We start from the raw sequence: 26,363 nt of genomic DNA on the forward strand, positions 1-26,363 counted from the left end.
ATGATTAATACTCTTGATAGGTACAAAGATGTTTATGATATAAAAAATATGTCTTTAGATGAACTAAATTTATTATCTAGAGAATTAAGAAATTTTATAATAGAAAGTGTTTCTCAAAATGGAGGACATCTTGCTTCAAATCTAGGTGTAGTAGAATTAACTTTAAGTTTATATAATGTATTTGATTTTTCTTATGATAAATTAATTTGGGATGTAGGACATCAGTGTTATGTACATAAAATACTCACAGGAAGACGTAGTGGCTTCCAAAACCTTAGAAAAATAAATGGATTAAGTGGTTTTCCAAAGAGGTGCGAAAGTAAATTTGATCATTTTGAAACAGGTCATAGTAGTACCTCTATTTCTAGTGCTCTAGGTATGGCAAGAGCTAGAGATTTAAAAGGAGAAAACTATAATGTAGTTGCTGTAATAGGAGATGGAGCTTTAACAGGGGGAATGGCTTTAGAAGCCTTAAATGATGTTGGAGATAATAAAACAAAATTAACAATAATTTTAAACGACAATCAAATGTCCATAGGTAAAAATGTAGGTGGATTATCTACATATTTAAGTAGTTTAAGAATAGATCCAAATTATAATAAATTTAAAAGAGATGTGGAGGGAATTATAAAAAAAATTCCTAATATTGGAAAGGGAGTGGCTAAAAACTTAGAAAGAGTTAAAGATGGAGTAAAACAAGTACTTGTACCTGGAATGCTTTTTGAAAATATGGGTATAAAGTATTTTGGACCTATAGATGGACATAACATAAAACAGTTAAGTAAGGTAATGGATAAAGCTAAAAATATGAAAGAACCTGTGATTATTCATGTTGTAACTACTAAGGGGAAAGGATATAAATTTGCAGAGCAGAATCCAGATAAATTTCATGGAATAGGTTCTTTTGATTACATGACAGGTTGCTCTAAAAAAAGTAAAGGGGTTACATATTCTAAAGCTTTTGGAAAAGCTATGGTAAGTATTGCATCTAAAGATAAAAGGGTAGTTGCTATAACTGCTGCCATGAAGGATGGAACGGGATTAAATGAGTTTTCAAATAAATTTAAAAATAGAATCTTCGATGTAGGTATTGCAGAGCAACATGCCGTTACTATGGCAGCAGGCATGGCAACAGCAGGATTAAGACCAGTCTTTTCAGTGTATTCTACATTTTTACAAAGAGCCTACGACCAAGTATTACATGATGTATGCATACAAAACTTACCCGTAGTTTTTGCCATAGATAGGGCTGGATTAGTTGGAGAAGATGGAGAAACTCATCAAGGAGTTTTTGATATGTCCTATTTATCTCATATGCCTAACATGACTATAATGGCTCCTAAATGTGTAGAGGAATTAGAATTTATGTTAAATTGGGCATTAAGCCAAGAGTCGCCTATAGCTATAAGATATCCCAAAGGTGAAAGTAGACTAAATTTAAAGCCTATTAAAAATTTTCAAAAAGGTAAATGGGAGGTTTTAGAAGATAAAGGCAAAATTTCCATTATTGCTACGGGCAGAATGGTGGAAAAGGCATTCAATGTGAAAGAAACTTTAAAGGAACGAAATATAGATATAGGTTTAATTAATGCTACATTTGTTAAACCTATTGATAAAGAGATGTTAAATAAAATAATAGATGAAGAAAAAACTATAATAACTTTAGAAGATAATGTGATCTTAGGAGGATTTGGAAACTCGGTATTGAATTATGTAAGAGATACAAATTCTAATATAAAGGTTGTTAACTTAGGATTTAAAGATGAATTCATACCACATGGAAAAGTAGATGATTTATTTAAAATGTATGGTTTGGATGAAGAAGCTATACTAAAAGAAGTTATGAAATTAATGTAAGTTATTTTAAAGGAGACAATTATGGCAGAGAAAAAACTTAGACTAGATTTATTATTAGTAGAAAAAGAAATTTTTACATCTAGAGAAAGAGCTAGATCTAGTATAATGGCAGGAGAAATATTCGTAGATGGAATTAGAAAAGATAAATGTGGAGAAAAAATTAATGTAGATGCAAAAATTGAATTTAAAGGAGATACAATGCCCTATGTAAGCAGGGGAGGATATAAATTAGAAAAGGCAATAAAAGACTTTAATGTAGATTTAAAGGATAAAGTTTGTTTAGATATAGGAGCATCTACTGGAGGTTTTACCGATTGTATGCTTCAAAATCATGCTAAAAAAGTATACTCCATAGATGTAGGATATGGTCAATTAGCATGGAAACTTAGAACGAATCCTAAAGTAGTCTGTATGGAAAGAACAAATTTTAGACATATAAAATTTGAACATATAGGAGAATATGCTGATTTTGCAAGTATTGATGTGTCTTTTATTTCTCTTGAAAAAATAATTCCAGCGGCTATTAATATATTAAATGATAAAGGAGAAATAGTTGCATTAATAAAGCCGCAATTTGAAGCAGGAAGAGAAAAAGTAGGTAAAAAAGGAGTAGTTAGAGAAAAATCTACGCATATAGAAGTAATAGAAAAGATTGTGGATTTTGCTAAAACATTGGATTTGAAAATAAAAGGTATAAATTATTCGCCTATTAAAGGTCCAGAAGGTAATATCGAGTATTTACTTTATATTACCAAGGATGAAAAGTATAATGAAATATTTTCTAAGGAATTAATAAATGATATAGTGGAGGTATCACATAAGGACTTAGATGAAAGGTAGATAATATTATGAGATATATAGGGATAAATGTTAATACTGGTAAGGACGTGGAGGGTAGACTTTTAAAAAAAATAGTAGAGGCAATAGAAGATAACTGTAAAGATGTAGAAGTTAAGATTTATAAAGATTCTATAGGTCTTGAAAAGAAGGAAACAGAAAATTTAGAGGTTGTAATTGTATTAGGTGGAGATGGAACAATTCTTAAAGCTTCTAAATATTTAGCTAAATATAATGTGCCTATTTTAGGAATAAATATAGGAAATTTAGGTTTTTTGACGGAAACTGAAAGCTCTAACTTTATTTTCTCTATTAGAAACTATTTTAAAGGTAAATATTATATAGAGGAAAGAAATATGGTGCAGTGTACTACTGAATATAAAGGCATAAAAAAAGAGTTTCATGGTTTAAATGATATAGTAGTTACAAAAGGTGATGTAGGCAAAACTGCTAAATATGATCTATATATAGATGGAAATTTTTATACTAAATTAAGCTCTGATGGTGTTATAGTATCTACATCTACAGGATCTACAGCCTATTCCTTGTCTGCTGGTGGTCCCATAATTTATCCCACACTAGATGCTTTATGTCTAACACCTATCTGCGGTCATTCTTTGAGAATCAGAAGTATTGTGCTAAATCATAAAAGTATAATAAAAATAATTTCACAAAGTGAAAATGTAATTTTAACAGTAGATGGAGAAGAAATTAATTTTTTAGAAAATGTAAAAGAGTTTTTAATAACATCCTCTCCTTATAAATGTAAACTAATAAAATTAGAAGGAGAACATAGGGATTATTATAGTATATTAAGAAATAAATTATACCTATAAGAATGAGAAGGTGATGCTATGAAAGTAACTCGTCATGAAAAAATACTAGAACTAATTGAAAGAAAAGATATAGAAACTCAAGAAGAATTAGCAGAAGAACTTAGAAAAAGCGGTATAGAAATAACCCAAGCAACGGTTTCTAGAGATATAAAAGAATTAAAACTTATAAAAGTATTAGGAGAACAGGGAAAATATAAATATGCAGCTATAGTAAAAAATGAAAATGATTTATCAGATAAACTTGCAAATATATTTTCTCATTCTGTAGTAAGTGTGGAGAATATAAATAATTTTGTTGTAGTAAAAACGTTGTCAGGCTCTGGAAATGCAGCAGCAGAAGCAATAGATTCTTTAAATTTTAAAGAAATTGCAGGCACCATAGCAGGGGATAATACTATTTTTATTATGGCAAGAACTTCAGAACAAGCCTTTGAAATAGTTAAAAAAATGAAAAGAGTTATAAGAGAACGGGGGGTTTAGAGCGGTGCTTCTACAACTAAATATAAAAAATTTTGCATTAATAGAAGAGCTTAGTATTTCCTTTGAAAGAGGATTTAATGTGCTTTCAGGTGAAACTGGAGCTGGAAAATCTATTATAATAGATGCAATTAACTATGTTTTAGGTGGAAAATTTAACAAGGAACTAATAAGGACAGGGGAAAATAAAACCTTTGTAGAAGCTATCTTTACCTTGGAAAACGAAATGTCCAAAGAAGAACTTATAGATCAAAATATAGAGTATGAAGATTGGATAATAGTAAGTAGGGAGAGTTTTCAATCTGGTAAGAGTATAACAAAAGTAAATGGAAGAAGTATATTAATTTCTCAATTAAAAAAAATAACAGAAACTTTATTAGATATACATGGGCAACATGAGAATCAAAATCTATTAGACTCTTCAAATCACATAAATTATCTAGATTATTTTCAAGAAAAAAAAATAAAAAAGTCTTTAAAAGAATATAATTTAATTTATGAAAAGATTAAAGACATAGAAAAAAAAATAAAGGAACTTTCTGGTCAAAATAGTGATAGGGAAAAAATAGTGGATTTTTTAAAATTTCAAATAGAGGAAATAAATGGTGCAAATTTAAAAGAAGAGGAAGAAAAGGAATTAGAAGAGAAATTTAAATTATTATCTAATTCTGAGAAGTTTACTAAAGTATTAAACTATAGTTATGAAGTGTTAAAAAATGGAGAAGAAAATGGTAATTCTGTAATAGACACTTTAGATTTAGTTATAAGAGAATTAGCTTCCATAGAGAAGGATATGAATCATATAGAAAAGGTAAATAAATCCCTAGAGAATATATATTATGTTTTAGAGGAGAATATAAATGAGATAAGAAATTTAAAGGATAATATATATTATGATGAAGAAGAACTTAATATTATAAATAGTAGACTTTATCAAATAGGAGCATTGAAGAAGAAGTATGCACCAACTATCTTTGAAATATTAGAATACAAAGATAAATTAGAAAAACAATATGAGGAACTTGTACATAGTGAAAAAATAATTGAAGAGTTAAATAAAAAAAGAACAATTTTAATAAAAGATATAAAAAAAATAGCTTTAGAACTTCATGCAATTAGAGAAGAAGGAGCAATAGATTTAGAACAAAAAGTAAAAAAAGAGCTAGATTATATAGGTTTAGAAAAAAGCACTTTTAGAGTATCAGTAGAGTTAAGAGAAGAATTTAAGGAACAAGGCATGGATGGAGTGCAATTTTTAATATCTACAAACCCAGGTGAACCATTAAAACCGCTAGAAAAAATTGTGTCTGGAGGAGAACTATCTAGGATAATGCTAGCACTTAAAACTGTATTTGTTGATAAGGATAAAATACCATCTGTAATATTTGATGAAATAGATACAGGAATAAGTGGAAGGGTAGCTCAGAGTGTAGCAGAAAAAATGTATTCTATATCTCAAAAACATCAAGTATTCTGTGTAACGCATCTTCCACAAATATCTTGTTTTTCAGATACTCATTATTTAGTAAGTAAAAAAGTTAAAGAAAATAAAACATATACAATTATAGAAAAATTAGATAGTAGTGGTAAGAATGAAGAATTAGCAAAAATGATTGGAGGATCAGAGGTAACAGATTTAACTTTAAAGCATGCTGAAGAAATGATATTTATAGCAAATAAAAAGAAGGAAAGCTTAAAAATTTAAAAAAATAATAGTATAAAAAATCTATAATGCCTCTATATGGTATTATAGATTTTTAATTTACAAATAGTGTACGACATATGGCATAAATTTAGTTTATACAAGTAATTCTTGACGTGTTATGAAAACATTTTATAGCATAATAAGATAGTATAAGGGCAACTTAAAATTAAATAAATAAAACAGGAGGTTAAAAAGTATGAAGAGAAATAAAGTTAAAATTGGATATTCTTTTTTATTATCCATCCTGTTAATAAGCTTAATCGCCCTTTCTATACGTTTTTCTATGCCTTCTACGGTTTTTATACGAGAAGGAGATGTCTTTAGTAATAATAAAGTTTCAAAATTAGTAAATACTACTTATATAAGTAATAATAATGATTCTAAAGATAAAAATTTAAATGTAAATTTATTTGGACTATTAAAGATAAAATCCATTTCTGTGAATAAGGTACCATCAGAATTATCTGTGTACCCTGGAGGACAGCCTATAGGAGTTAAATTAAATACTGAAGGAGTATTAGTTATAGGACTAAGTGATTTGGAAGGGGAAAAAGGGAAAATTACATGTCCTGCAACTTTAGCAGGCATAGAATTAGGAGACAGTATATTAGAAATTAACAATGAAAAGATAGAAAATGGAGAAAAAATTTCATCTATAATAAGTAAAAGCAATGGAGAAACATTAAAAATTAAAATAGAAAGAAAAGGTAAAATAGTAGAAAAAGAAATGAAAGCTAAACAAAATAAAGATGGAGATTACAAAATAGGTCTTTGGGTAAGAGATTCAACTACTGGAGTGGGAACTTTAACTTTCTATGATGATAAAACAAAAAACTTTGCAGCTTTAGGTCATCCTATTACTGACATAGATACAGGTGTTACATTAAATGTAGATACTGGAGAAATTGTACCTTCATCTATAATATCCATTAAAAAAGGTGTAAAAGGAAATCCTGGAGAATTAAAAGGTATATTTTTAGAGAATAAAAGCTCTATAGGTAATATAAAAAGTAATACTGAATGCGGTATATTTGGTAATATAAATAATAATACAATTTATGATTATAATAAAAAAATGAAAGTTGCTCTAAGAGATGAAATAAAAGAAGGTCCTGCCCATATTTTAACCACAATACAAGGAGAAAGACCTAAAAAATATAGCATTAATATAGAAAAACTTCTGCCACAGGGAGAAGTGGGTCCTAAAAGTATGCTTATAAAAGTTACGGATAAAGAATTATTAGATAAAACAGGTGGAATAGTTCAAGGAATGAGTGGAAGTCCTATTATACAAAATAATAAAATAGTAGGTGCGGTTACTCACGTATTAATAAATAAGCCTGATACTGGATATGGTATATATATTGAGTGGATGTTAAAGGATGCTGAAATAATTAGTAATTAATAGAATAAAATAATTAAATAGTAAAAAGAGACTTTACTTACAAAAAGTCCTTTTTACTATTTATAAATCCCTTTTATCCTAATAATGTAAAAAAATTTCTTAAATAAAAAGGATTTAACTTTGTTTTGTCGAAATAGTTAGTTGTTAGGATATGGAATAATTTTGTGAAGGGGAGTATATTTATGGAAAATTCAAAAATTAGCATAGTTATTGCAGATGATAATAAGGAATTTTGCAACATATTAAAGGATTATCTCTCAAATCAAAAAGACATCGAAGTAGTAGGTATTGGAAAAGATGGAGTAGAGGCAATAAAATTAATAGAAGAAAAGAAACCAGATTTAGTAGTATTGGATATAATAATGCCACATTTAGATGGATTGGGAGTTTTAGAAAAATTAAATTCAATAGCTACAGATTATATGCCGAGAGTTATAATACTTTCCGCTGTAGGACAAGATAAGATAACTCAGAGAGCAATAAATTTAGGAGCGGATTATTATGTGGTAAAACCTTTTGATATGGAGATTTTCGTAAAAAGAATAAGACAAATGTTCAACAACACTATATCAGGGGAATCTGTTAGAATAAACAATATTCCCGCAACACAAAGCATGACATTACAGAACACTAATAAAGAGGAGTCTTTTGATTTAGAAACAGAAATAACTAATGTAATACATGAAATTGGAGTTCCTGCGCATATAAAAGGATATATGTACTTAAGAGAAGCTATTACTATGGTGGTAAAGGATATGGAACTTTTATCAGCGGTGACTAAAGAATTATATCCTTCTATAGCTAAGAAATATAATACCACCGCTAGTAGAGTTGAAAGAGCAATAAGACATGCTATCGAAGTAGCTTGGTCAAGGGGTCAAGTAGAGACTATTAATAAAATATTTGGATATACTATTCATAATGATAAAGGTAAACCCACAAATTCAGAATTCATAGCTATGGTAGCTGATAAATTAAGACTTAAAAATAAAGTAAGTTAGAGTAGGCGTACCAATGGTTTGAGAGATTTATGTATATACTGTGGGGGCAACAAATACATTTTCAAATCAACAAACATATTTAAGTGTTTAACCTCTAATGTTTATAAAAATATTGGAGGTTTTTCTTATGCTAAAAAACAATATTAATTATGCCATTGACGATTTTATGTTTTATTGTCAGCAGAAAGATTTAAGACCTAAAACTATAGCGAGCTATGAATCTACTTTAAGATTATTTGCTAGATATTTAGAAGATACATTTAGCATTAATAATGTAAAAGACATAACAGAAGAAATGTGTAAAGATTATATTACTTATACAAAGGAAAGAGGTAAATATACTTTTGTAGCAGATAAAAATACTACTTTTATTAATCAACCTTCAAATAGAGAAGATTATGGTAAAAAGATTAGCACTACTACAGTTAATAATTATATAAGAAACTTAAAAGTATTTTTTAATTGGTGCATAGAAGAAAGAATTACAAATGTAAATAATATGCAAAGAATTAAACAGTTTAAGAATAATAGAATTTCAAAAGACCAATTAACAGATGAAGAATTTAAGAGATTAGTTAGATATTTGGATACTACAAAATACCACGAATTTAGAGATTATGTAATTATACAACTAATAATAGACACAGGTATGCGTATAGGAGAAACTTTGGCTTTAACAATAGATAATGTAGATTTAGATAGGAGAGCTATATTAATACAAGCAGAAATAAATAAAGGCAGAAAGGATAGATATGTATTTTATAGTTACACCATGTCCAGACTACTAAAAAGATGGATACAGTATAAAGATAGATATGTAGAATCGGATTTGCTGTTTTGTGTTAAAAGAGGAACCCAACTACAAATTAGTAACTTTGAAAAGAATTTTAGTAAATACATAAAAAGAGCAAGAATAGATAAAAAGATAAGCCCACATACCTTAAGGAATAACTATGCTAGACGTTTTTTATTAGCTGGAGGGTCGATTTTCGATTTATCTAGAATTTTAGGACATAGTTCTGTTACTGTTACAGAAAAAGCATACGCCGATTTAACTACAGAAGATATAAGAAAGAATTACCAACTTTTTAGTCCCTTAGAAAATATTGCAAAGGGAGGTAGAAGATAATGGCTAAAAAAAGATTTTGGGAACATACAAAAACATACATTAAAGATATATTTTTAAGAAAAATCCTGCAAGCTAATCTATCTCCACAGGCAACAAAATTATTATTAATCCTTATGGGACATAAGAATAGCAATACAGGGCTGTGTAACCCTTCACAAGCACTTCTAAGCAAAGAAATGAATAGAAGTGTTAGAAGTATACAAAGATACTTGCAAGAGCTTGTACAAGCCGGAATAATAGCGATAGAACGTATTGGTAAAATGATTACTAATAAATATTTTCTGTTAGTAGATAAAGAATTGGAAGAATTTAAAGAACAATATGCAGATGCAAAGGAAACTACAAATAATATTAAAAATAAATGTAAATCTTATGCAAATAATTATAAAGATAGTAAGAAAAAAGATAGTTGGAATTATGAAGGGCAAAGGGATGCTAGTTATTATACGGATTTAGCAAAACGGCTATTAGGACATGTTTAGCAAAGTCCTTTAAGGACTTATGTCAAAAGAAATAAGCACCTGTGAGAGCCAGTAACTCTTACAAGTGCAGACAATTAAATATCTATCTATCTTATAACACACTTATATTATATACAATTTTTAAAAAAATATCAATGTAAGTGCTTTTGTCATGTTTAAATTTAAAAAGAAAATCATTATCAATTAATATTTGTGTTTTGTTATTAGTGTTTATTGTTATAAGGTAGTAGGTTGAACCTACTACCTACAAGAATATCTGTAAGAGAATATAAATATTTTCTTTTTATATCCAGTTATACAGAGTGATACGACAAAGATGCGATATTGATACGACAAGCTTGGCAAAAAGTGATATGACAAGGATGCTACCCAAATATATATAACTTATTAATATACATAAATTAATAAAATTATACATATACATATAGTTTTTAAAGATTATATGTAGGTGGGTGATTAAAAAGTCTGTACTTAATAAAAAAGGTGAGACTAATATTCAGTATTTTAAGAAAAACATGGATTATATTGATTTAAAATCTAGTGTCCTAGAGCAGGACACTAACCGTAACACATTGAAAACACCATCAAGTGGTACAATATCAAGTATATCTACATAGAAAGTTAAAAGTCCTGTTTTTGACATGGTGATTAAAATGTCTGCTTATAACAAAAAAGGTGATTAATTTGTCTGTAGTATATATAGGAACGATTGTTCTTTAGTGATTTCTGTAAGGTTATAAGATTCAAACACAGACCTTTTAATCACCAATACTTTTTCTACACGCATAACAAAATAAGCCATATAACGGCTTTAAAATAATTAAATAAGTAATTATACCTAAAGAGGATAAAAACACGTCTATGGTCGTTTAAAGTGCATTTAAGTGTGTGTTTTAAAGATTAAGATAAAGAAAAGAAGGACTAAGGGTAATATTGCCCTTAGTCCTTCTTTATTTCTAATATATCCTGTATATGTAGGTTATTATCTAATTCATAGAAAGCGTTGAATATTTTTTCTAAGTCATCTACATTAATTCTTTTAATTGTTTCATAGTAATAATTTTGAATCGTTGCTGGTCTAATACCAGTTACATCACAGAGCCATTTCTGACTCTTTTTATATTTTCCCAAAAGGTCAGATACTTTTATTTTTAACTTCATAACATCACCTCCACGGTACTATTATATTATATAGAGGTAGAATTATCAATGTTTTTTAAAGTAATTATACTTTAAAGGTTGACATACTACTGTAGGGGTAGTATAATTAAAATTATAGGAAGGAGGTGAAATAAAGATGAGTATAAAAGTGTTACAAAAGTTTCTAGTTTTTGCTAAAGAATTTGAGATAGAAATAACAACAGAAAACTTAAAGAAGTTTAAAAAAATAATATAAAAAAACAAAAATGGAGGATGGGAAAATGAGAAACTTAGAAAATGTAATAAATAACTATAAAGAATTTAACAAAAATGAAAGGGAACAACTGCAGCAGATTATTCATTTTGATGGATTAACAGATGTTAAGAAAAGAGACATAATAAGAGAAATCGTATTAGAAGAAGGGCTAGGACAAGATATAACAGCACAAGAGGTACAAGACAACCTAAACAATAAAGAGATGGTTAAATGGCTATTAGATAGGTTATTTGTTACAGACATATGTAATTTAGCAATAGATAAATTTATAACAAAAGCTAAAAGTGGAAAAATAAATATTAATAAATTTTTAAATATGCACAAAGAACAACCAAAAAGAAACTATTGGCAATTAATATCATTGAATTATTAGGAATTGTAAGAAATGGAAAGTTAAACTTAGATAAATTCTTTAGACAACACAAAAAGACCTCAAATGCACAAATTTGAAGTTTGATAAATAACTGTAAAATGTAGTATAATTAAAGAATATATGTATTTATCCAAAGGCAAATAAACTATGCAAATACATAGTTTTAAATCGGGGACAAGCTGGAATTTATTTCCCTTCTGCATTTTTATATACACAACTCTATTAAATAAATATTTAATGTAGTTAGAGTATAACAAAGGTGCGGAAAAAAGTCAATAAAAAAAAATAAAATTAATGGAAGGTGGAATTATTATGTTAGTAACAAGCAGAAAGAATCTCGGCGAGCTCAAAATTGAACCTGTCGGCGAAACAACTGATTTCACTATGGTTGAAAGTATTATTAATTATAAAAAGCCAATTATTAACATTGTTGATAAATTTATTGACAAAGATAGAGAATTAGATAAAGAACATATTATAAATCTAATAATAGGAATAATAGAAGAACACATTGAAAATTTTTCAGGAGATTTCTTTGAAAACGAGGAAGATGAAACAATTAAATATAAAATTCAAAACGGTGATATTTTAGATGTGTTTTACAATAATATTTATAAAGAAATACAACTTCCAATTTTAATAGATATTTTTAAGTTCATAGATATTAATTCAAGATATGAATTATTTAAAAATGTATATTTAGACACAATTATAAACGTAGATTTAAATAAGGTACTTAATGAACTTAAAACATTAAAAACAAAAACTGATATAGAATATTTAAATTCTATAGTTGACGAAGAAGGAAATTTAAAAATTTATCGTGGGGAAGGTTCGCTATCACAACGCTTAGAAGATGGTGCTGTTTATAGCTGGAGTTTAGAAAAGGAAGTTGCTAGAAAATTTGCTAATAGATTTAGTAAAGCAGGTATTATTTATACAGGTAAGATTAAAGTTTTTAATGTATCTGCCTACATAACCGAAAGGAATGAAAATGAAATTGTAGCTTTATTAAAAGATATTAAAATAATTAATAAAGAAGAATCAATAAGTAATTTATTTAAGTAAGATAAATAAAACCAATTAACCAATACTTAAAGCAAAAATTTCATGGCGGACATACCATTTTATAATTTCTAAACATTCATTTTGAATGATTAGAACTCTAGTTTGCCTATAACCAATAGTTACAAGCAAGATTTTCATACGAAAAATATTCGGATGAACGAAAATCGTCTATCCGAAAATACAAGAGTGGAATTTTCCACGGTTGCAAATACATCAATTTTGGATTCATGGCACGTGGGAGTTCAACTCCTACGTTGCAAAAACAATACTAACTCCCAAATGGGTGTGAGCGACACCTTCAAAAGGGGGGCGTCCTAAAAACGGACATCCTTTATTTATGAAATTCCTTTAAGGAATTCACATTGTTGTCGTTCTTAACGACATCCTTTTTCTTATCATTTTGAGTGATATGAGAGGGGGTAAATAAGGGGTTTTCCCCAAAAATGACGATTAGAGTTATTCCTTTTGAAAGGAAATGGCTTTCAGGTTTCACGGCGAAACCACGTAACCAAAGGAATTTCGGTTGCTAAAAACCTAGTATCCCAGAAACATGGTTTCCGTCTTACGAAAATCATTCGGAAGAGATTTTACATAAGAAATTAAAATGTTGACACTTTTCCGATATTCCCTTTATATATTATTATATAGGGAGGATTGGAAAAGTGCCAACAACAAAAATAATAAAATGGAGGTTTTATAATAATGAATATTAAAAACTTAAAAACAGGAATGGTGCTAAAAAACTACAAAGAATTATGTGAAACATTAGAGGAGAAAGTCAAAAGTGGAAAATCTAAAAGGTTACAACTTAAAGATTGGGAAAGATATTTTGAGTGGGAGAAAGAAGGCTATAAATTTATTATTACAGAAATATACGATAAACCTAAAAAGAAGATTGATGGTAGAAAAGTTGGTAATACAGGTAAAAATCCCAACTCATATGGAAATGCCAAAGCAGAATACATAGGAAACATACAAAAATTAGTGTTAGATTTACTTGCACAAGATACTAACGATTTAAGCTACGGAAGAGTATTCCTAAGCAAAAACCAACTATTAAGAGCATTAAAAATGATAAATGATAATTATGCGTTCTGTAAACAAAGAATACATAAATTAAGTAAATTTATAAAAATTGATAAAGAAACTGTAGAAGAGTGGTATGACAGTACAAGCAGTATGTTAGAAAGAAATTTAGAAGTCGCATTAAAAGAATTGGAAAAACAATCTTTAATATTTTGGAGTAGAGAGATAACAGTTGCAGAAGCACAATCAGTTGCGGAGATGGAGAATTTAGGGGAAATAATAAAAACAACAAAAACAGATGTTTATGGAGAAGAAATTTTAAATTATGAATACTATGCAGATAATACAGTTATATTAAAACATAGAGAAGCTACAGATAAAGAAAAAAGGTTTATATTGCGTACAGAAAGAGAAGTATTGAAAGAAATGCAATGTAAGAACAAAGCAGAAGTAATATTAAAAGGTGTATGGAGTAATTTTATAGAAAAAGTAAACAATACAATACTAAAAGAATTAAATATAGCATTTTACTATAAATCTTACAAAATATTATTTAATGGAGAACATATTTCAGAAGCAATTGATGATTTTGAAATATTTGAATTAGATTATTATGCAAGAATAGAAGAACAACAGCAATTAAATAAATGTGTAGACGATAAAATATATACTAATGCAAAACGTAGACATCAGAAAGCTAAAAATGAAAATATACTTGGTAAAATACATAAAGATGCAAAAATAAATAGAAGAGCAGCAGAAGATTATATAAAAAATAATAAAGAATTAAACAAAAATTTAATAGATGCAAAAGCAAGAGATATAAAAGATTTAGTTAAAAAAACAAAAACTGGAGAATTATCTAGAGAAGATATAAAAGTAATAGAAAGCTTATAATTCTTTGCAAAATCTTATTCGGTAAACCATATCGGCAAACCATACCGTTACATTCGATACAATCCAAACTCTGTAACTATTGGTATATAAGGGTTTAAAAAATAGAATAGTAATAAGAAATCGGGGCGAAGAAATAAGAAATGGGAGAAAGCAAACAATTTTAATGTTTTTTGTATTGCAAGAGCTAAAAATTAAGCCCTTGTAAAAAAATATTTGGTAAAAATCTAATCGGTCAGGTATTATAAAAAAGGGAGGAATGGGATATGAGTAATAATAATGTAAAAATAAATTTAGAGGAAGGAATATATGTACCTTCTATAGAAGCTTGTTGGTTGTATAAAGAAAATAAAGAGGAAGGAAATTATACAGTACAAGAAAAATATTTAGATAAATTACTAAAAGGAAAGTTGGATTTTTCATTTGAATTAGTAGAAAACAAAGAGTTAATAAATAATATAGAAATTAAAGAAAAGGATGGAGAATATTACACTTTAGATATTGTAAATGTAAAATTTAATAATGTATTTAAAAGTAAAAAAGAAAAGAAAACAACTAAGGAATTAAGATTTTGGACTTATACAAAAGGTTTTAAATTTAATAATAAAAAATTTAGCAATTGGAAAAGAAGTGGAGGAAAAGCTAGAACTGGAGAATGTTTATTTATTATAGATAATATAAAAGATAAATGTTTAGATTGGGCGAGAATGGGATTAGAGTTTAATGGAAAGGTAGATATAGCAAGCATTAGAGCCTACGAGAGCTTACCTTTATCTTCTATTATAGGCACTCTAGAAATAGATCCTTCTAATATACTTGTTATAGACGATTTTAACAGCAAGTTTAATTGGAAAATGAGCAAAACAGAATTAATAAATAAAGAATTAGTTACTAAAGTAGGAATGGTGGAAGAAAATAATTCAATTTGGGATGGACAAGGACTTTTGGATGTAACAATTTTTAACAGTAATAAATTAAAAGGAAAAGGAATGGCTTTATTAAGAAATAGATTTTTTAAATGTTGTGCTTTTAATACTAATATACAACAGTTTTACATAGATTATTGTTCAAAAAATAATATAGATTATAATACATATGCAATAGAAGATGTTTATGGAAATAAAATGTTAGTTAAAGATATTAGATTTATTACTACTCCAAATTCAATTAAAATTAAGAAATTTAATAATGAAATATTAAAAATGGAAGGGTATAAAGATTTTGGAGAAGGAGCATGGTTACAATATTGGAAAGATAATGTAAGTAGTACGTTTGGTATATGTAAAACAGAAAAGCCTTCCAGGTTTGAAAATGGTAAATATAACAGATTAAGCTACCAAATGTTTAATACAATTCCATTTTTAAGAAAAGAAGTTACAGAAATTACTGCTAGAGAAGTTAATTACATAGAAAAATTAAAAGATGATTTAGATTTCTTTTTAGAAGAAGCAAACATAGATCCAAATGTAGAAACCATTATAGAAGGTGGAGAGTATATAGAAATAGGGGAAAACATAGACGTTACAGGTGCATTTACGGAAATGGTTAAGAAAAATGCAGATTTCCAAAAGACACAAGTTTTTAAAGAGTATAGAAGAAGTTTTATATCTGCTAAAATAAGAGAATTAAGACGCGGCAAAATAAGAATAGAAGGGGATTATTGTACATTATGTAGCAACCCCATAGAAATGCTATATACAACAGTAGGAGACTTTAAAGGACAAGCAATAACATTGGTAGATAATCAAATTTATTGTACTAGATTTGCCAATAAAGAAAATGTGGTAGGCTTTAGGAATCCCCACATATGCAGAGGAAATATAGCTAATTTAATTAATGCAAAAAATGATTTAATAGAAAAATACATAAACTGTACAAATAATATAGTTGTTATAAATAGCATAAAATATCCGATATTAACGATTTTGCAAGGTGCTGATATGGATTCTGATACAATGTTAATTACAAACAATAAAACTGTTGTAGAGGCTTGTGCAAGGCTAGATTGGGACAAGACACCTATTCCAATAAATTTCGTGGAAAATACAGGTAAAAATAATGCAAAAATGACAGGAGAAAATATGTGCAATATAGATATTGTTATAGCACAAAACTTTATTGGAGAAGATATTAATTTATCGCAAGAATTGAACTCTTTACTTAATAATTTAGAAAACAATAACAAATTAACAGAAGAATTAAGAGAAGATATATATAGTAAAATAAGTAAATGTAGTAGCATAAGTTGTGTGGAGATCGACAAAGCTAAAAAACAATTTAAAGATTTAAATGTAACTAAAGAATTAGAAAAATGCACAGAAGGAATGGAGGTATCCGAAGAAGATAATAGAAGATTAAAACCTTATTTCTTTAAATTTTGTGGAGATAACAAAGTGCAAAAGAAAAGAAGAAAAAATAATAAAGCACATAGAAAAGAACTAGATAAAAAAACTACAGAACAATTTGCAAAAGATAAAGGAATAGATATAAAAGATGTAAATGTAAAGGATAAAGAATTGGTAAAATTGTTAAAGAAAAATGATAAAATGCAAAAGGAATGGGAAGAAGCAGAATTTATAAAAATGGATACGCAAATGGATTGGTTGCAAGAAGAATTAGACAAGATTAAAGATGCAAATAGAATTGGAACAGTACAAGTAATACAATTGCTAAAAAAGAATAAGCATAAAGCAGATAAAGAAATTGTTGAAGAAGAAGCAGAATTTATAAAGGATTTAAATGTAAAAATAAAAGGATATAAATTAGATTTAGATGCAGATTATGTAGAAAGACAAGAAAAAATAAAGATGGCAAAGCAGGAAACAATAGAGGAAATAAAAAAAATAAAAATAACGAAAACAAATATGTATGGAATCTTAAAAGAATGTTTAAATTCTGTAAAAAAGAATGGAAAAATAAATAAAAAAACTGGAATAGAAAGTATTGCATTAGAAATATTATTTGCAACTTTTGGAACAGGGTTATTAGATATGTTTTTAGAAAAATAATGGGGCGATTCTCCATTAAAATAATGGATATAACCATTGATATGACTACGTTATAGCCATTATTGCTAAGTGGGACAATAGGAGGGAAGAAAGTAGATAGTAAGTCGAAATTTTCTCTTAAGCTAGTTTAGAGTTGTTAAAATCGGAACAACGTTAAAAATACCGATTATTTACAGAAAAGGGGCAGAAATTAATCTGCCTTCTTTATATATTTTTTATATAAAAGTATTATAAAATTTAAATATAACATACTATTATATGTATGTCAATAGATTAATTAAAAATAATTTAAAAATGGAGGAGATAAAATGACGATGATACAAAAAGAAAATTTAGAAAAGATTTTGAGGGAATTTAATGACAGAGAATTAGGTGGAGGATATTTATATTTTATACATAAAGACGAATTGTTGCAACTGGATTTATGCGATTATTCTACTTGTGTTGTTTGCAATGTAGAAGACATTTTAAATGTAGAATTTATTACAGAAGATGAAGGAATATATTTAGGATTAAAGCAAATAAATGAATATGTAGATCATGCTTGGATTTATGAAAATGGGGTAGAAATGTAATACATATTAGATATTTAGAAAAGGATATTACTTTTGTAGTATCTTTTTCTTTTTATATACCCTTTATTATTTAAACATAGTAAAGGTTAGTGGATAAAAGTTAATCCTCATCCTTTTTTAAAAATTAAATATAGAATTAGTAGATTTTCTACTACGCAGTTTTGGATTGGTTCTGCGATAGAAAAGACCGTCCCATACAATTTTTATATGTCTGTAGGAGAACTCCACATTCTCCATTGTTGGTGTATTGGGCTAGATTAATTTCTAGTCCTTTTATTATATTAACAATTATGTGGAATTTTGCTATAGGTATATAACGGATTAGTTATACACCAACAAAAATAAAAAAGGTGGAGGGAATTTTATGAAAAACAATTTATTAACAAAAATGACAGAGTTTGAAGGACAAAAGGTGGAAATAATAATAGAGGAGAATGTATTGTTTGAGTTGTATAGTACAGGAATGGCTTTAGGATATATCAAAAAGAATAATATTGGTAAAATATATCCTCAAAAAGATAGAATAGATAAAATCATTAAAAATGCTGAAATAACACCTTGTGTACATGGTGTACACACTTATTTAACAGAAGATATGCTATATGATTTTATGTTAGAAAGTAGAACGGAAAAGTGTAAGAAATTTAGAAAATGGGTAACTAATGAAGTGCTACCACAAATAAGACAAAATGGAATGTATATAAGTGATAATGCTACTATAGAACAAAAAGAATATAACTACAATATGTTAGATATTACTTTTAAAAATTGTAGTATAGAACAATTGGAAGATAAATATAAAGAGTGTATGGAATTTCATAAAGAAAATAAAACTAGAATATTATATAAGGCTAATACGAAGAAAAGAAAAGATGCTACACATACACATTCAGATTCTAAAATTAAAATAATGGAAAAGATTATTAAAACTTTAGAAGATAGAAATAAAACATTGATTGGTAATAATAAATTTGGTTTAGTATCAGAAATTGATGATGTAATTAAAATGATTAAAGATGATATTAAATTACAAAACAATTTAAGTAATAGAGGAAAATTAGGTGGTAAAACTAGAAAAATAAATGAATTGACTAATGAGTTAGAAAAGGTGTGTCCCAGGAGAAGCTAGTTTTATAACATTAGATGTACATGGATTTTCAAACAACTACCTCTACGAACATATAAATAATGTTGGAGTGGTTAAGACAAATGCTTACAAAAATTGGATAAGATATTTTCCTAGAGAAGAAATACCTTCTAAAGAAGATTATGAAATTTGGGAAGGTATGGATATTAGAAACTTTGATAAGGCTACAATAGACATGATATTTAATAGATGTCTAGAAGTAGATGACAATATTGTAGAATCCGTACGTAGTGAAAAAGTGGGAAGTTGTGATACTTGGGAAGAAGGTAAAATTAGTTTTTGTATAAGAAATTTATAAACTAAGTACATATTTTTTTATTAGCTTAAAAATACATATAATTATCTAACTATACTATAACATATACATAAGTCAATGTCAAGGAAAAAATTAAAAATTAAATTGCAAGGGCTGAATTTTTAGCCTTTGCGTAAGGAGGATGGGAATTATGATAAAGCAAAATTTAGTGGGAGTTTATGGGATTGAGGACGTGGCTATAGGAAATATTTATGTAGGACAAAGTACGGATATAGCTAAAAGATGGAGCAATCATAGTGCTTTTTTAAAAAATGGTGAACATAATTATGTAGAATTACAAAAGGCTTACAATAAAGATTGCAATAGAATTAAATATACAATATTGGAAGAATGTACAGAGGAAATGTTAACCGAAAGAGAAGATTGGTGGATAAAACACGTACAGAGAGTGAATGGTTGGAATCTTATTAATAAGCAGAAATTTGGCGGAAAACATGGAACAAAAGTAAGAGATACAACAAAAATGAAGGCTGCACAAAAGGGAGAAAAGAATGGTAATTGTAGATTAAGAAAAGAAGATGTAATAGAAATTAAGAAATATCTTAAAAAAGGTGTTACACAAAAAGAATTGGCAAGACAATACAATGTTAGCGAAACGCACATAAGCAATATTGCTAATGGAAAGAGATGGAAGAATGTATAACAGGAGGAATGTAAAATGGATAATATAGAATTAGAAATAAGGGAAAAGAGATTACTAGAGGAATTAGATAAATATAGTAGTAAATTAAATAAAAAATTATTAGAAAAATTGGAGGAGAGAAAAATGGATAGAGAAATTAAAATTGTAAATAGGGGAAAAGTAGCATATTTATATACGCATGGGGTTTTTGAAGATAGAATAGAAAAGATAAATAGAAATGGACAAGAGATGTGGGCTTTTGTGTATAAGAATACAGAAGAGTTACAAGAGTTATTAGAAAAGTTTGATAAAAATGTAGAGCTAAAACAGTATAATGCTGCATTTAAGCATATCGCTTTAGCAATTAAAAAATGTAAGGCACAAGAATAATACATATAGAAATATGCAAGGAGGAATTAGTATGGAATTCCTATTAAAAATAGGTAATATTTATAAAATAATAACAGGAAGTGTAATAATGTATGCTTTTGTATTATTTTTTATAAAGGAACTAGAAGATAGAAAGTCAAGAAATAAATAGGAGGAAACAGAGTATATCTGTAGAATATAATATCTATTGTAGTATTTTAATATATTACAAAATATTATATTTGGGGAGTGGAGGTAATATGCCTTTGTTTAATAATTTAAACGACTTAATGAAACATATGAAAAATAATGTTGAAGATATTATGGAAGGTAAAATTATTGAATATGAATGTCCTCATTGTAAAGAAAAAACAAAAATAAAAATTTTAAAAGGTAGCAAAGGTGAATGTTTAAAATGTAAAAGTAAAATTAGTATTGAATTTAAGGTAAAATAAAAATCATTAAAAGAGTATCTAAAAGGTACTCTTTTTTAATGCGTACTATAGTGGTAGGGCAAAAATAGATACTATATGCAGTGCTAAAAATGTGGCGATGTATCATGTGAAAAAAGAGGTGATATTATGTTAAATAGGGAAAAAATAAAAGCTATGGAATTGTTGCTAAATGGTGAAACTATAACAGATACAGCGAAGATAGTTGGTGTTGAAAGAAAAACAATCTACAGATGGATGGAAAAGAAGGAATGGAAGGATAACTGGAACAAATGTATACAGGGGATAAAAACCGAGGGGAATAATAGAATAATTAAAAATTTAGATAAATATGTTACAGAATTGGAAAAGATAGCTCTAACAAGCGACTCTGATAAAATTAGAGCAGATGCATTAACATATTTAGTAAACAGAATACTAGGTACTCCAACTGCTAAGGTGCAAGATATTACAGATAAAGAGGACAAGAAAGAGGACTTTGTTAATTTAGATAATATAGTAGAAGATATTAAAAAAGATGATAATGTAGTAGAGTTACCTAAAAAGAAAGCTAAATAATAAGACGTTAAAAGTTTGGTTTTAATGTACCTAAAACGGTGATTTATGGTACGCTTATTTAATTAACGTATTTATCACGTTTCTAACTATTAAGAATGTTTCATAAAGCGTACCAATATCTATTTACATTATGGAACGTTTATGGTATATTGTTAATATAAGATATATGAAAGGAACGTGATAATATGTTAATAGGATATTGTAGAGTAAGTACAGAGGAACAAAGTTTAAATAGACAAATAGACGCTTTAGTTAAATATGGAGTAGATGAAAGAAGTATATATAAAGAAAAGATAACAGGTACTAAAAGAGATAGAGAACAATTAAATAAAATGTTAAATGAGTTAAAAGAAAATGATATTGTAATAGTAGCTGATTTAACAAGAATTAGTAGAAGTACAAAAGACTTATTAGAAATAGTAGAAAAGATAAAAGATAAAGGTGCTAGTATTAAATCTATTAAGGACACATGGTTAGATACTACTACAGATAATCCTTATAATAGTTTCTTACTAACTGTCATGGCGGGATTAAGCCAATTGGAAAGAGACTTAATAAGTCAAAGAACTAAAGAAGGTTTAGCTTCTGCTAAGGCTAGAGGTCGAGAAGGTGGAAGACCTAACAAGAGAAATAAAAAGGCTGATGTAGTAGAGTTAATGTTAAGAGAAGGTTATAAGATTAAAGATATAGTAGATAAGACAGGACTAGGAAGAACAACTATATATAGAATTAAAAGAGATTTAGAAGGTAGATAAATAATATCTATCTTCTTTTTTATTATACCCGCCCCTATTCTAAATTTAGAAATAGGAAAGTGGCGTTGTTAAGCTCTATAAAATTTTATTATATTTTTTAACTTCAAGTCAATTAGGAGGTGGTACAAATAATATATTACGATAATAAAGATTTTACACAAGCCGAATATAATACCTACATATTATATAAATATTTATCTAAACATTATTCTAAAGATATAGCAACTAAGATTATTAAACAAAATCAGAAGAAACTTGACCAAATATGTATAGCTCTAGGTGAAAAAGATATAGCATTTTTCTGTTTGTATTTCTTACAGGATATATTTGTTGTTAAAGATACAAACGAAGCTAGAAATTTATCTAAAGACCACTACCACCTTTGGGATATTGCAAATAAAACTTTTACAGATGATATATTTGATAAAGTTAATATTATTTGTCCCAGGGGTTTTGCAAAAACAACTATATTTGATTTAGCTATTTCTATTTGGTTAATATGCTATAGAAAATCTAAATTTACTCTTATAGGTGCTAAAAAAGACGATGATGCTACCCAGTTTGTTGATTCCATTAAAAAGGTATTTAAAGAAAATAAATTTATAATAGATAACTTTGGGGAATTAATAAATAATAGAAAATTTAAAGTTAATGCAAATGAAATTGAATTTACTAATGGAATGTATATAAGAGCAGTAGGGTCTAGTAGTTCTGTAAGAGGTGCTAACTTTAAAGGAATAAGACCAACAGTAGTAATTGCTGACGATTATCAGGACGAGAAAGACATATTAACAGAAGATGCTAGAGAGAAAAAATATGATAAATGGTGTAAAGAAATAGAAAAGGTAGGAGATACAGCAGTTTATCGTAATGGAAAAAAGGTTAAAAGTGCTACTAAAATAATATCTATTGGAACTGTATTACACTCACAATGTTTAATTTCTAGATTAGCACAAAATAAAGATTATTATACATATTTAAGACAAGCAATAATATTAGAAAAAGGACAAACAGTAGAAGATATACTTGAATCTGATTTATGGCTTGAATGTAAAAAAATATATTTTAATGATAAGATTGATAATCCAAAAGAAGAAGCAAAAGAGTTTTATAAACAAAATTATGAAGAAATGAAATTTCATGTACTTTGGGAAGAAAAATGGGATTGTTTTGAAGATATAGCAATAGCATATTGGGAAAATAGACAAGCTTTTATGTCGGAAATGATGAATAACGCTACAAGTATAGGAGAAAAGTGGTTTAAGAGTAATGTGGTACAAACTACAGAAGAAATAGAAGACCATAATTTTATTAAAACTATACTTACAGTTGACCCTGCTGGTATAAAAAATAAAAAACGTGGGGACTATTTTGCCTTTGTAGTTGAATCTTTAGCAGATAATGATTTCAAATATGTCCGTAAGGGTGAAATATTACACTTTGTGTCTTTTGAAGAATACATAAAGCATATATGTAATACATTAAAGAAATTTGAGGATATAACACATATAGCTATAGAAAAAAATACATATATGGGATTAGATTTAGATAAGCTAAAAGAGTTTATTGCTAGTGATGAAGAGTTATGTAATAGACAATTTGAATTTATAAACGAATTACAAAGGAAAAATAAAGATGAAAAAATTTCTACTATTATAGATAGTATTAATAATGGAAGAATTATATTTGATAAAGAAAGAGTTATGCCAGAGGCATTAAATCAATTAATGGAGTTTCAGGGACAGTTATACACACCACATGATGACTTTGTGGATTGTGTTGCAGAAGCTAGTAATAGATTAGATACTATTGAAGTCGTATCAAATTTACAAATATTAGATAGAAGATTATTTTTCTAAGAAAGAGGTGAAAAGATGGATATAGAATTATTAAAAAAGTGCTATGAGGATTATAAATTAAATAAAACTACATATAACAAAATGTATGAATATTATAAGGGCAATACCGATGCTATTAAAAATTATAAAATGGTAACTGAAAGAAGTAATAATAAGATTAATGTAAACTACATTAAAAAGTTGATAAATGAAGAAGTTAGTTATAGTGTTGGAAATGATGTAACCTACATATCCAAAAGTGGAAATGAAAACATAGTTAATGACATAGATTATTATTTAGATCATTGGAGTGAAGGACATGACAGTAGTTTAGCTAAAAATATGCTTATATATTCACTTGCTTATGAATTATATTATGTAGATAGAGAGGGACAATTTTCAAGTAAAGTAATAAATCCTGAAAATGGATATGCTGTTATTGATGATTTTGGTAATATACAATATTTTCTACATATGTTCAAGTTAAAATTTAAAGATGAAATACATATTGATGTATATAATAGTAACCTTATTTATCATTTTGATGAGGAATTTAAGGAAATTAATAAACCTACACCACATATATTTGGACAAGTTCCAGTTGGATTAGCACAATTAAGTGAAGAAGGTAAGGATAACACTATTTACAAGGATATAAAAGGATTACAAGACGCTTACGAAACAAACTTATCTGATATAAGTAATGAAATATCTGATTTTAGAAATGCATATTTAGTATTAACTGGGGTGCAAATTCCAGAAGAAGATATTCCTAAAATGAAAGAATTAGGTGTATTACAAGCTAAGGATAAAAACAGTAAAATTGAATGGCTTATAAAAAATATTAATGATACATTTATCCAAAATACACTTGAAACAATAGAAGATAAAATTTATCAAATAACAAGCCATATAAATCACAATGAAAAAATGCAGAGCAATACGTCTAGCTTAGCTTTAAGAAGTAGATTAATATCTTTGGAGGAAAAGTGCAAATTAAATCAAAAATCAATCGCTGATTGTATAAAAACTAGACTTAAATTTTTATTTGTATATCTTAGAGTGCTTAAAAATATAAAGTATGATTTTAGAGATATAAAGATTAAATTTACACCAAACATTCCACAAGATGATTTGATGATAGCTCAAGTAATAGCACAATTGGGTGATAAGTTAAGTACTGAAACAGCATTAAGCTTACTAAGCTTCATTGAAAATCCTAAAAATGAATTAGAAAAATTAAAAGCTGAAAGCGAAGAAAATAACATAGGTGAAAATCTATTAGAAGAAGCTGATATATATGAATAAGTTATATAAGGATTTATATTTACAATTTGAACAAGAAAGTTATAATCTAGCCGATAAAAAATCTAAAGATATTTATAAACAGCAGAAGAAAGACAAAGAAGAATTATTAAATAAAATAGCTAGAGTGATTTTAACTTATACTGTGGTAGAAGAAGTTTTGTCTATTGGAGATAAAGACAAGAAAACTCTAGCTAAAGAATTTAATAGTATTATAAGCGGTATTTGTACTGATCAATACAAAATTGAAAAAAGTATAACTAAAGATATTCTATCTATAGTTTCTAAAGATAAATATTGTGAAGATGGATATTTACTTAATATTGGTATAGACTTTAATTTAAAAAAATTAACTGATAAACAAATTGAAAAAATAGTTAATGACAAAATTAAAGATGAAATTTGGAGTAATAGGTTATGGAAGAATAAAAAGAAATTAGAGAAAGAGTTAAAGAAAGAAGTTGGTACCTTTCTAAAAGGAAAAACAAATGTTAATAAGATAGAAAAAAATATAAAAAATAAGTTTAACCAAAATGCCTATAATACTAAAAGATTAATTGAAACCGAGGTGTGTAGATGCCAGAGTACTGTAAATGATGTCTTTGCCAAAGAGTACGGGATAGAAAAACAAATGTTTATAGCTACTTTGGACAAGCGAACTTCTAATATCTGTAGAAGTTATGATGGACAGGAATTTAATGTAGACGACACGAAGAAACCAATACCACCATTGCACCCGTTGTGCAGGTCAGTTTTAATAAATATACCTTCTGATAATTGGAAACCTAAAGTTAGGAAGGATAATATAACAAAAGAATATGTACCATTTATAAATTATAACGAATGGGCAAAAAAACAAGACATTTAGTAGATGTCTTGTTTTTATTATAAATATAAATTTGTCTTAGGGG

Annotated in this window: 25 protein-coding genes; 24 read left to right on the forward strand and 1 reads right to left on the reverse strand. The window is 27.4% G+C overall.

Annotation, left to right across the window (positions count from 1 at the left end; all coding sequences use genetic code 11):
* The 9 genes from dxs (at window position 1) to B5D21_RS02080 (ending at window position 9,729) form a co-directional block, all read left to right on the forward strand.
* Window positions 1–1,857 carry a 1-deoxy-D-xylulose-5-phosphate synthase gene (gene dxs / locus B5D21_RS02040; RefSeq protein ID WP_035109622.1) on the forward strand — a complete coding sequence of 619 codons (1,857 nt, stop codon included), beginning with the start codon at window positions 1–3 and terminating at the stop codon, window positions 1,855–1,857.
* A gap of 21 nt (window positions 1,858–1,878) precedes the next feature.
* A complete protein-coding gene (locus tag B5D21_RS02045) occupies window positions 1,879–2,697 on the forward strand; it encodes a TlyA family RNA methyltransferase (RefSeq protein ID WP_011099781.1) in 819 nt (272 codons plus the stop codon).
* A gap of 8 nt (window positions 2,698–2,705) precedes the next feature.
* The gene (locus B5D21_RS02050) at window positions 2,706–3,530 is read left to right on the forward strand and encodes an NAD(+)/NADH kinase (RefSeq protein ID WP_011099780.1); all 825 of its coding nucleotides are present in this window, start codon (window positions 2,706–2,708) and stop codon (window positions 3,528–3,530) included.
* Window positions 3,531–3,548: 18 nt separating this feature from the next.
* The gene (locus tag B5D21_RS02055; protein ID WP_011099779.1) at window positions 3,549–4,010 is read left to right on the forward strand and encodes an arginine repressor; all 462 of its coding nucleotides are present in this window, start codon (window positions 3,549–3,551) and stop codon (window positions 4,008–4,010) included.
* Between the two features lie 4 nt (window positions 4,011–4,014).
* A complete protein-coding gene (gene recN / locus B5D21_RS02060; protein WP_011099778.1) occupies window positions 4,015–5,712 on the forward strand; it encodes a DNA repair protein RecN in 1,698 nt (565 codons plus the stop codon).
* A gap of 196 nt (window positions 5,713–5,908) precedes the next feature.
* The gene (gene spoIVB / locus B5D21_RS02065) at window positions 5,909–7,117 is read left to right on the forward strand and encodes a SpoIVB peptidase (protein ID WP_011099777.1); all 1,209 of its coding nucleotides are present in this window, start codon (window positions 5,909–5,911) and stop codon (window positions 7,115–7,117) included.
* Between the two features lie 182 nt (window positions 7,118–7,299).
* Window positions 7,300–8,118 (forward strand): sporulation transcription factor Spo0A, encoded by an 819-nt coding sequence (gene spo0A, locus B5D21_RS02070; RefSeq protein WP_035109624.1) that lies wholly within the window; start codon window positions 7,300–7,302, stop codon window positions 8,116–8,118.
* 127 nt (window positions 8,119–8,245) lie between these two features.
* Complete coding sequence (locus B5D21_RS02075; RefSeq protein WP_035125119.1) at window positions 8,246–9,247, forward strand: tyrosine-type recombinase/integrase; 1,002 nt, start codon at window positions 8,246–8,248, stop codon at window positions 9,245–9,247.
* The gene (locus tag B5D21_RS02080) at window positions 9,247–9,729 is read left to right on the forward strand and encodes a helix-turn-helix domain-containing protein (RefSeq protein ID WP_011099774.1); all 483 of its coding nucleotides are present in this window, start codon (window positions 9,247–9,249) and stop codon (window positions 9,727–9,729) included. The genes B5D21_RS02075 and B5D21_RS02080 overlap by 1 nt, the downstream gene beginning before the upstream one ends.
* A 939-nt stretch (window positions 9,730–10,668) precedes the next feature.
* On the opposite strand, the gene B5D21_RS02085 is transcribed toward B5D21_RS02080, so the two are convergent.
* Entirely contained in the window at window positions 10,669–10,890 is a 222-nt protein-coding gene (locus tag B5D21_RS02085) for a helix-turn-helix domain-containing protein (RefSeq protein WP_023439201.1), read from the reverse strand.
* Between the two features lie 260 nt (window positions 10,891–11,150).
* On the opposite strand from B5D21_RS02085, the gene B5D21_RS02090 reads away from it, so the two are divergent.
* The 15 genes from B5D21_RS02090 to B5D21_RS02160 all read left to right on the forward strand — a co-directional run bounded on the left by B5D21_RS02090 (window position 11,151) and on the right by B5D21_RS02160 (window position 26,320).
* Window positions 11,151–11,519 (forward strand): hypothetical protein, encoded by a 369-nt coding sequence (locus tag B5D21_RS02090; protein ID WP_035125122.1) that lies wholly within the window; start codon window positions 11,151–11,153, stop codon window positions 11,517–11,519.
* 312 nt (window positions 11,520–11,831) lie between these two features.
* Window positions 11,832–12,587 carry a hypothetical protein gene (locus B5D21_RS02095; protein WP_035125125.1) on the forward strand — a complete coding sequence of 252 codons (756 nt, stop codon included), beginning with the start codon at window positions 11,832–11,834 and terminating at the stop codon, window positions 12,585–12,587.
* A 702-nt stretch (window positions 12,588–13,289) separates the two neighbouring features.
* Window positions 13,290–14,510, forward strand: a complete 1,221-nt coding sequence (locus B5D21_RS02100; RefSeq protein WP_035125127.1) for a hypothetical protein — start codon at window positions 13,290–13,292, stop codon at window positions 14,508–14,510.
* A 263-nt stretch (window positions 14,511–14,773) separates the two neighbouring features.
* The gene (locus B5D21_RS02105) at window positions 14,774–17,515 is read left to right on the forward strand and encodes a hypothetical protein (RefSeq protein WP_011099770.1); all 2,742 of its coding nucleotides are present in this window, start codon (window positions 14,774–14,776) and stop codon (window positions 17,513–17,515) included.
* 308 nt (window positions 17,516–17,823) lie between these two features.
* The gene (locus tag B5D21_RS02110) at window positions 17,824–18,090 is read left to right on the forward strand and encodes a hypothetical protein (RefSeq protein WP_035125131.1); all 267 of its coding nucleotides are present in this window, start codon (window positions 17,824–17,826) and stop codon (window positions 18,088–18,090) included.
* 364 nt (window positions 18,091–18,454) lie between these two features.
* Entirely contained in the window at window positions 18,455–19,219 is a 765-nt protein-coding gene (locus B5D21_RS02115; RefSeq protein ID WP_011099769.1) for a BRO-N domain-containing protein, read from the forward strand.
* Between the two features lie 67 nt (window positions 19,220–19,286).
* Window positions 19,287–19,535 (forward strand): hypothetical protein, encoded by a 249-nt coding sequence (locus B5D21_RS02120; RefSeq protein WP_035125134.1) that lies wholly within the window; start codon window positions 19,287–19,289, stop codon window positions 19,533–19,535.
* Between the two features lie 148 nt (window positions 19,536–19,683).
* Window positions 19,684–20,196, forward strand: coding sequence for a GIY-YIG nuclease family protein (locus B5D21_RS02125; protein WP_242651197.1), 513 nt, complete (start codon window positions 19,684–19,686; stop codon window positions 20,194–20,196).
* A 15-nt stretch (window positions 20,197–20,211) separates the two neighbouring features.
* Window positions 20,212–20,565, forward strand: a complete 354-nt coding sequence (locus tag B5D21_RS02130) for a DUF5659 domain-containing protein (RefSeq protein ID WP_242651194.1) — start codon at window positions 20,212–20,214, stop codon at window positions 20,563–20,565.
* 245 nt (window positions 20,566–20,810) lie between these two features.
* Window positions 20,811–20,999, forward strand: a complete 189-nt coding sequence (locus B5D21_RS02135) for a hypothetical protein (protein ID WP_128993703.1) — start codon at window positions 20,811–20,813, stop codon at window positions 20,997–20,999.
* A gap of 126 nt (window positions 21,000–21,125) precedes the next feature.
* Window positions 21,126–21,554 (forward strand): helix-turn-helix domain-containing protein, encoded by a 429-nt coding sequence (locus B5D21_RS02140; protein WP_011099767.1) that lies wholly within the window; start codon window positions 21,126–21,128, stop codon window positions 21,552–21,554.
* Between the two features lie 185 nt (window positions 21,555–21,739).
* Window positions 21,740–22,309 (forward strand): recombinase family protein, encoded by a 570-nt coding sequence (locus B5D21_RS02145; RefSeq protein WP_035125138.1) that lies wholly within the window; start codon window positions 21,740–21,742, stop codon window positions 22,307–22,309.
* A gap of 128 nt (window positions 22,310–22,437) precedes the next feature.
* A complete protein-coding gene (locus tag B5D21_RS02150; protein WP_035125243.1) occupies window positions 22,438–24,168 on the forward strand; it encodes a hypothetical protein in 1,731 nt (576 codons plus the stop codon).
* Window positions 24,169–24,183: 15 nt separating this feature from the next.
* Window positions 24,184–25,455, forward strand: coding sequence for a phage portal protein (locus tag B5D21_RS02155; protein ID WP_011099764.1), 1,272 nt, complete (start codon window positions 24,184–24,186; stop codon window positions 25,453–25,455).
* A complete protein-coding gene (locus tag B5D21_RS02160; protein WP_011099763.1) occupies window positions 25,448–26,320 on the forward strand; it encodes a minor capsid protein in 873 nt (290 codons plus the stop codon). The genes B5D21_RS02155 and B5D21_RS02160 overlap by 8 nt, the downstream gene beginning before the upstream one ends.
* The last annotated feature ends 43 nt before the right edge of the window (window positions 26,321–26,363 follow it).

Source organism: Clostridium tetani (assembly GCF_900167265.1).
Classification (GTDB): domain Bacteria; phylum Bacillota; class Clostridia; order Clostridiales; family Clostridiaceae; genus Clostridium_G; species Clostridium_G tetani.